6 protein-coding genes are annotated in these 7,311 nt (G+C 63.5%); 2 read left to right on the forward strand and 4 right to left on the reverse strand.

What is annotated here, in order from left to right:
• Positions 1-11 precede the first annotated feature (11 nt).
• Complete coding sequence (locus tag LB545_RS27585; protein WP_224706124.1) at positions 12-1,673, reverse strand: alkaline phosphatase family protein; 1,662 nt, start codon at positions 1,671-1,673, stop codon at positions 12-14.
• 131 nt (positions 1,674-1,804) lie between these two features.
• Here LB545_RS27585 and pcaD point away from each other — a divergent pair, with 131 nt between their 5' ends.
• Entirely contained in the window at positions 1,805-2,629 is an 825-nt protein-coding gene (gene pcaD / locus LB545_RS27590) for a 3-oxoadipate enol-lactonase (protein WP_224706125.1), read from the forward strand.
• Here pcaD and LB545_RS27595 read toward each other — a convergent pair.
• The 3 genes from LB545_RS27595 to LB545_RS27605 are packed head-to-tail and all read right to left on the reverse strand — an operon-like array spanning position 2,619 to position 5,670.
• Entirely contained in the window at positions 2,619-3,482 is an 864-nt protein-coding gene (locus tag LB545_RS27595; protein ID WP_140583863.1) for a carbohydrate ABC transporter permease, read from the reverse strand. The genes pcaD and LB545_RS27595 overlap by 11 nt on opposite strands.
• Complete coding sequence (locus tag LB545_RS27600; protein ID WP_224706126.1) at positions 3,479-4,369, reverse strand: carbohydrate ABC transporter permease; 891 nt, start codon at positions 4,367-4,369, stop codon at positions 3,479-3,481. Before LB545_RS27600 ends, LB545_RS27595 begins: the two co-directional genes overlap by 4 nt.
• An 8-nt stretch (positions 4,370-4,377) precedes the next feature.
• Complete coding sequence (locus LB545_RS27605; RefSeq protein WP_224706127.1) at positions 4,378-5,670, reverse strand: ABC transporter substrate-binding protein; 1,293 nt, start codon at positions 5,668-5,670, stop codon at positions 4,378-4,380.
• A 321-nt stretch (positions 5,671-5,991) separates the two neighbouring features.
• Here LB545_RS27605 and LB545_RS27610 point away from each other — a divergent pair, with 321 nt between their 5' ends.
• A complete protein-coding gene (locus tag LB545_RS27610; RefSeq protein WP_140514572.1) occupies positions 5,992-7,260 on the forward strand; it encodes an extracellular solute-binding protein in 1,269 nt (422 codons plus the stop codon).
• The last annotated feature ends 51 nt before the right edge of the window (positions 7,261-7,311 follow it).

Consider the following 7,311-nt stretch of genomic DNA (forward strand, 5'->3'; position numbering starts at 1 on the left):
GGCTGCGGGCTTCATTCTCCCGACCCGCGTGACAGCCAGCGCCTGCGTCTTTCGCGCTGTTCGGCGAGCTCGGCCTCGTCCCAGTAGCCGATCAGCACGCCGGGCTCGATCAACGGATCGAAGTGCCGCATCCTGTCGTCGTTTCCCGTCAGCCATTCCTCGGCGGCGGTGATGCGGTTGTTGGGCAGCGCCAGCCAGCGGAACAGCGCCTGCCGCAGTCGTTCGATGTCGGCCGCCGCCGATGCTTCGGTGCCGAGGTCGCGCAGCTCGTCCGGATCACCGTGCAGATCGAAGAACATCGGCGCCAGGCCCTCGCCATGGACCAGTTTGAAGCGGCCGTCGGTGATCATGTAGAGCTTGCAGTCGGCGACCGGCATAGCGAGCTTCAGCCGCGCGGCATCGCCGCCATAATCGTACTCGCTCACCGCGTGGCGCCGCCAGTTCACGTCCTGGCCGGCCAGCAGCGGCGCCAGCGACCGGCCCTCGAGAACGTGCGGCTTCGCCTTGCCGCCGAAGAAGTCGAGGAAGGTGGGCGCGAGGTCGATCATCTCCACCAGCGCATCGGACGTCGTGCCGCGCGTCGCGTCGGCCTGCCGGCGCGGATCGTAGACGATCATCGGCACCTTGGCCGCGACATCGTGGAACAGGTATTTTTCGCCCAGCCAATGGTCGCCGAGATAATCGCCGTGGTCGGAGGTGAACACGATCATCGTGTTGTCGAACAGGCCGCGCTCCTCCATGAACCCGAACAATCCGCCCAACTGATCGTCGATCTGTCTGATCAAGCCCATATAGCAGGGAACGACCGTTTCGCGGACCTCGTCGCGGGAGAAGTTCCTGGAATAGCGCTCCTGCTGGAAGGCTTCGAAGATCGGGTGGGGCGAGACGCGTTCTGCTTCGCTGCGCACGACCGGCTTTATGTCGGCCTTGCCGTACATGTCGTGATAAGGCGCCGGCACGATGTAGGGCCAGTGCGGCTTGATGTAGGAGAGATGCGCGCACCAGGCTTCGCCCTTTGCCTCGGCCTCCTCGATGAAGCGCATGGCGCGGCGCGTCATGTAGGGTGTTTCCGAATGCTCCTCGGGAATGCGCGCCGGCTTGTCGGCATGGACGAGCAGCCAGCCGTTGAAATTTTCGCCATCCTCGCCTTCACCGGAATTGGCCCAGTGCTCCCACGGATTGGCGGCGTCGAAGCCGTGCTCGCGCAGATATTGGTCATAGGCCGGATCGGGATCGTAGGCGGATGACGGATGCAACCCGTCGTCGCGCTCGAACGGTTCGAAGCCGCATTCGGCGACGCGCACGCCGATGATGGACGTCTTGTCGATGCCGAGGCGCTCCATGCCTTCCTCGTCGGCCCTCATATGCGTCTTGCCGATCAGCGCGCAGCGCACGCCGATCTCGCGCAGATGCTCGCCGAGCGTAGGCTCGCCGACCCTGAGCGGCACGCCGTTAAGCGTCGATCCGTGCGAGCGGACATAGCGGCCTGTATAGGCACTCATGCGCGAGGGCCCGCACACGGTCGATTGCACATAGGCGTTGGTGAAGCGCACGCCGCGGCTGGCCAGCCGGTCGATATTCGGCGTGTGCAGGGTCTGGTGTCCGGCGCAGCTCAAATAGTCGAAGCGCAGCTGGTCGCACATGATGAAAAGGACGTTGCGGCGGTCTGTCATTGGTCGTCCGTCATTGTGGTTCGCGCAAGACCGGCGTGCCAGAACGGCCGATGTCCTACAACGATGCCTCAAAATATCATTTTACCCAACCAGATGCCTCATGCACTGTGAGAGCCGGGAGGGTCGAAATCGTGCCATTCGTCACCATTGGCGGCCTTGCGCTGCACCACCGCTATATCGAGGCGACCGGCACCGCGCGGCCGGTGATCTTCATCAATTCGCTGGGTACCGATTTGCGCATCTGGGACGATGTCATCTCGCAATTAAGCGGTGACATGCCTCTGCTGGTCTACGACAAGCGCGGCCACGGACTTTCCGATATCGGCAGCGGCATCCGGTCGATCGATGATCATGTCGACGATCTCCTTGGCCTCATCGATCATTTCGATCTCGGCAGGGTCGTGCTGTTCGGCCTGTCGGTCGGTGGCTTGATCGCGCAGCGGCTCTATACCCGTCATCCCAGCTGCGTTGAGGCTCTGATCCTGTCCGACACGGCGCACAAGATCGGCACGGACGAGAGCTGGAATAAGCGTATCGCCACCGTCGAGCGCGACGGGATCGAGGCGATAGCCGACGGTGTGATGGAAGCATGGTTCACGCCCGGCTTCCATGCCGCGCGTGCGGCCGACCTTGCCGGTTGCCGCAATATGCTGACTAGGCAGGCGCTGCCGGGTTACATCGGGACATGCATGGCGGTCCGCGACGCCGACCTCACCGAGGCCGCGCGGCGTATCGCGGTGCCGACACTTTGCATGGTCGGCGACCAGGACGGCTCGACACCGCCCGATCTCGTCCGCTCGCTGGCAGCGCTGATCCCCGGCGCCCGCTTCGAAATCATTCCTAATGCCGGCCATATTCCCTGCATCGAACAGCCGGATGCGGTGGTCGCGCTGATCCGCGATTTTGTCGCGTCGCCTCCTCCGGGGCAGAAACCTTTGAGCGCGGCTACCCCTTGATCGCCGAGCCGACGATGGAATCGACGAAAAAGCGCTGCAGCAGGACGAAGAGGATGAGCGGCGGCAGCACGGCAAGCGTCGCGCCGGCCATCACCAACCCGGTGTTGACGGCGCCTCTGTTGTAACTCAACAGCCGGCTGAGGCTGATGACGATCGGATAGGCGTCGGCGTTGCCTTGCAGCACGGTCAGCGGCCACAGATAGCTGTTCCAGTGATAGACGAAGGCAAACAGCGCCAATGCCGCGATCGCCGGCGCCACGCTGGGCGCCACGATCTTGAACAGGATCAGCAGTTCGGAGGCGCCGTCCATGCGCGCAGCGTCGATCAGATCGTCAGGCACGCTTGCAATGAACTGGCGCATCAGGAAGATACCGAAGGCATTGGCGAGGTTGGGCACGATGATGCCGGCGAGGCTGGCATTGAGGCCGATCGAGCCGACGAGGCGATAGAGCGGGATCAGCGTCACGATCGGCGGCAGGAACATGGTCGCGATCAGCACCGAGAACAAAAGCGAGCGGCCGGGGAAGTGGTATTTGGCGAAGGCGTAGCCGGCCATCATGCTGGTGATGAGGATACCGGCTGTGGTGATCGAGGCGATGACCAGGGAATTCCACATAGAACGGCCGACATTGACCACGCCCGAAACTTTCTCATAGGCGTCGAGGCTCGGCGTGTGCGGGATCCACACCGGCGGCACCTGCATGCTCTCGGCCGGAGTCTTGAGACTGGACAGAACCATCCAAACCAGCGGAAAGGCCGACGCCACGGCCACGAGCAGCATGAGCGTGGCCAGCAGCGCCTTGCGGCCGGCGGGGCGTCTGCGCGGCAACCGGCTCGACGATCCCGCGCTCATTCCTGATCCTTCCGGTTGGCAAAGGCGAACAGAGCGCAGACCACGACGATCAGCGACAGCATCAGCATGACGGCCATGGCCGAACCCAGTCCGCCCTGCGCGCGCTCGATGCCGACGCGGCGGATGTGGTAGGTCAAGACATTGGTCGAGCCGACCGGCCCGCCCTGCGTGATCAGCGCCACCGGCTCGAACACCTGCACGGCGTTGATGATGGCGATGACCGCGCTGAACAGGAGCGTGCGCCGCAGCAGCGGCAAGGTGATGAAGCGGAACTGCTCGAAGCGGTTGGCGCCGTCGAGTTTTGCCGCCTCGTAAAGGCTCCCGGAAATCTGGGTCAGCCCCGCAATCGCCAGCACCGTGAAATAGCCGACCTGCTGCCACACATTGAGCAGGACGATCGAGATCAGCGCCGAGCGCGGGGACGACAGAAAGGGCTGCGGGCCGACGCCGATCAGGCCGAGCATCTGGTTCAGCGGCCCTTCACCAGGCGAATAAAGTTTCGACCACACCAGCGCCACCGCGATCATCGGCACCATGTAGGTGGAAAACAGCACGGTCCGCAGCGCCGTGCCGCCGCCAACATCGTGCTGGTGGACCATCAGCCCGAAGGCGACCGAGAGCGGCAGGATGAGGATGACGGAAAGCGCGGTGTAGATGGACGTGTTGACCAAGGCGCCCTTGAAGTCGCGTCCGACCGAGGTCGGCCCGAAAATCTCGCGAAAATTGTCGAGGCCGATGAAGCTGGCGCTGGAAAAGGGCGTCTGCGTCGACCAGTCCTGGAAGGACAGCCAGAGCGTGAGCAGCATCGGCAACAGGATGAAGATGCCGATCAACGTCACGGCGGGCGCCAGCATGATGCCCGCCGAGGCACGGTACCTGTTGATCATGGTTCGGTCTACTTGGCGGCGCGCTCCAGGATCGAGGCGGCGTCCGCTTGCGCCGTCGCCTGCGCATCCTTGGCCGAGACCTGGCCATACTGCAACGCCTCCAGCGTCTGCTGTAGGGATTCCGAGAACTCCTGTCCGCCCGGCACGACCGGGAAGGGCTTGGCGTCGGCCAGCACGCTGACATAGCCCGACAGGAATTCCGAGCCGAGCTTGTCCTTGTGGGCCTCGATATCGGAGCTGCGCGAGGGCAGGATGCCCATCGACATCAATATGTCGGACATCGCCGAGGCGCCGTTCTTGCCGGATTTCGGATTGTTGAGCCAGGCCAGGAATTCCCATGCGGCCTTCTGCTCGGCCTCGCCGGCATTGCCGTTGACCACCGTCATCCAGGAATAGGAGATCGAATGCGGCTTGTCGCCGCTCGGGCCGACGGGGATTGGTGCGGTGGCGATATCCGCGAATCTGTCGCCCATGCCTGCCTTCAGCGCGCTTTCCCACCAATTGGCCATGATGATCATGCCGGTGTTGCCGGAGACGAAATTGTCGAGGAAGGGGCCGGTGGTGTTGGCGTCTGCCGTCGCCATGGCCGGCACGCTGGCGCCCGACTTGATGAGATCCTCATAGAGCTGGAAGGTCTGCGCGGCCTGCGGAGTGTCCAGCGCCGGCTTGCCGTCCTTGACCAGGTCGCCGCCATTGGAGACCAGCAGCGAGGCGAAGGGGTGGACGACGCCCGCCGCCCAGGAATTGATCATGCCGAAACCCTGCTGGCCGGCATCCTTGTTGGTCAGCTTCTTCGCCGCCTCCTTGAACTCGTCCCAGGTCTTCGGCGCAGCAGTAATGCCGGCCTGCTTGAACAGTGCCTTGTTGTAGTTCAGCGCGTAGACGTCGATCTCGTTGGGAATGCCGTAGAGCTTGCCGCCGACCGACGCGGCGCTCACCACGCCAGCGGGCCATGCTCCCTTGACCTCTTCGGCCACAGGGTCGGGAGCGGGCGCGACGAGCTTGTCGCGGGCGAGCTCAGGCAACCAGAGATCGTAGATGCCGCCGATCGTAGGACCGTCCGCGCCGCCGCCCTGGGAGCGCAGGGTGGTCAGAAGATCGCCGAAGGGAACGGCGCGCACGGTGACGCTGACATCCGGATTGGTCTTCGCATAGTCCTTGGCCGCCGCTTCCAGCAATGCGACCGTCTCCGGCGACCAATGAGTGAGATAGGAGATGTTGACCGATTGCGCCCAGCCGCTGGCAGGCAGGATGGCCAGGCTCGCGGCCAGAGCCAGTTTCGAAGTCCAGGCAAGAGACATCCTCATCCTCCCTCAGGCTAGCGATCACGATGACGTTATGACAACATGAAGCATTGGCGCAAGGGCCCGATTGCGAAAAAGCTGCGCATGGCGCTGTCCCTGATTTCTCTGCTGTCCGTTCACATACGAAATTTACGGTTGAAATACAGGTAGCTATGAAGGAATCATGGTTGATTGGCTTAGCCCAGCCGTTCCCGGAGGGAGTGTCAGACCTCTTGCGGATGCTGCTATGTCGTTATAATGACTTTCCTGAGGAATGACTCTCCGCGGCGTCGATAGGGCCGTGGGACGCCAAGGACAGATAAAAATGGGAGACTGGCAATGAGCATGCTTTCAATTCACCGACGCGCAGCCCTTGGCCTGATCGGCGGCCTTGCCGCCTGCGCTGGCCTGTTCACCAGCCTGCCGGCGCGGGCCGACAGCACGGTGACGCTGTGGAGCTGGCGCACCGAGGACGAAGCCGCGATGCGTCGCATCTTCGATGCCTTCGAGGCCAAGAACCCAGGCATCAAGGTCAATATCCAGTTCACGCCGGATGCCGACTACCAGAACCGCCTGAGCACGGCGTTGCGTGGCGGGCGCGGGCCCGACATCGCCCAGCTCAAGGCCTATGGCGAATTGCAGCCTTTCGTCGAGGCGGGCTATCTCGACGCGCTCGACGAGAGCGTGCCGGAACTGAAGAGCATGCCGGACGCAGCCCTTGGCGGCGCGCGCGGGCGCTCCGACGGCAAGCTTTACGGCGTGCCCTATTCGGTGCCGATGATGGGCGTCTTCTACAACAAGGATATCTTTGCCGCGCAGGGCATCGAGGTTCCCAAGACCTACAAGGATTTCGTCGCCGCCTGCGACAAGCTGAAGGCGGCCGGCATCACGCCGATCGCCACCGGCGGCGCCAACGGCTCGGCGTGGGAGCTGGAGATCGGCGTCGGCGTCATCGGCCCGACCGTCTACGGCCCCGGCTTTTACGACGAGATGATGACCGGCAAGGCGACCTTCGAGGATCCGCGCTATGTCGCGGCGCTGAAGCGCTTCGCCGAGCTGAAGCCTTATTTCCCCGACGGCTTCGCCGGGATCGACTACACCACCGCCACGCAGCAGTTCATTGGTGGCAAGGCCGCGATGTTCCTTGGCGGTTCGTTCGAGAATGGCAGCTTCAAATCGCAGAACCCGAAGCTGAAATTCTCGATCTTCCCGTTCCCCGCTGACGATGCGGGAGCAAAGCTCTACACCTCGGCCTTCTCGGACGGCTCCTACGGCCTGGTCTCCGAAAGCGCCAACAAGGAAGCCGCGATCAAGGTGCTGGACTTCATGGCTTCGGCCGAATTCGCGCAGATGTTCGCCGACGAACTCGGCTGGCCGCCGGCCCGCACGGATGTCACGGTGAAGGACCCGGTATTGGCCGAAATGATGGAGATGTCGAAGAACTCGACGCCTTACCTGACGCTGGTCGGGTTCCGCTGGCAGTCGCCGACCGCCTCTTCCGTCCTGCAAGCGGAGATCATCGATATGGTCGAAGGCAACATCGCACCGGAGAAGCTGGCGGCCGACATGCAGGCCGCCGTCGCCACCTGGTTCAAGCCGAAGCAGTAAGGAGCCGGGCCCCCCCCCCATCGGCCCCCCGCCCCCCCCCGCCCCCCCCCC

It is taken from the genome of Mesorhizobium sp. BR1-1-6, assembly GCF_020165355.1.
In the GTDB taxonomy this organism is placed as follows: Bacteria; Pseudomonadota; Alphaproteobacteria; order Rhizobiales; family Rhizobiaceae; genus Mesorhizobium.

Bases quoted from the DNA above. Each gene is read 5' to 3' on its own strand.
- LB545_RS27605 (WP_224706127.1), bottom strand. From the start codon at position 5,670: ATGTCTCTTGCCTGGACTTCGAAACTGGCTCTGGCCGCGAGCCTGGCC.
- LB545_RS27595 (WP_140583863.1), bottom strand. From the start codon at position 3,482: ATGAGCGCGGGATCGTCGAGCCGGTTGCCGCGCAGACGCCCCGCCGGC.
- LB545_RS27600 (WP_224706126.1), bottom strand. From the start codon at position 4,369: ATGATCAACAGGTACCGTGCCTCGGCGGGCATCATGCTGGCGCCCGCC.
- LB545_RS27610 (WP_140514572.1), top strand. From the start codon at position 5,992: ATGAGCATGCTTTCAATTCACCGACGCGCAGCCCTTGGCCTGATCGGC.
- LB545_RS27585 (WP_224706124.1), bottom strand. From the start codon at position 1,673: ATGACAGACCGCCGCAACGTCCTTTTCATCATGTGCGACCAGCTGCGC.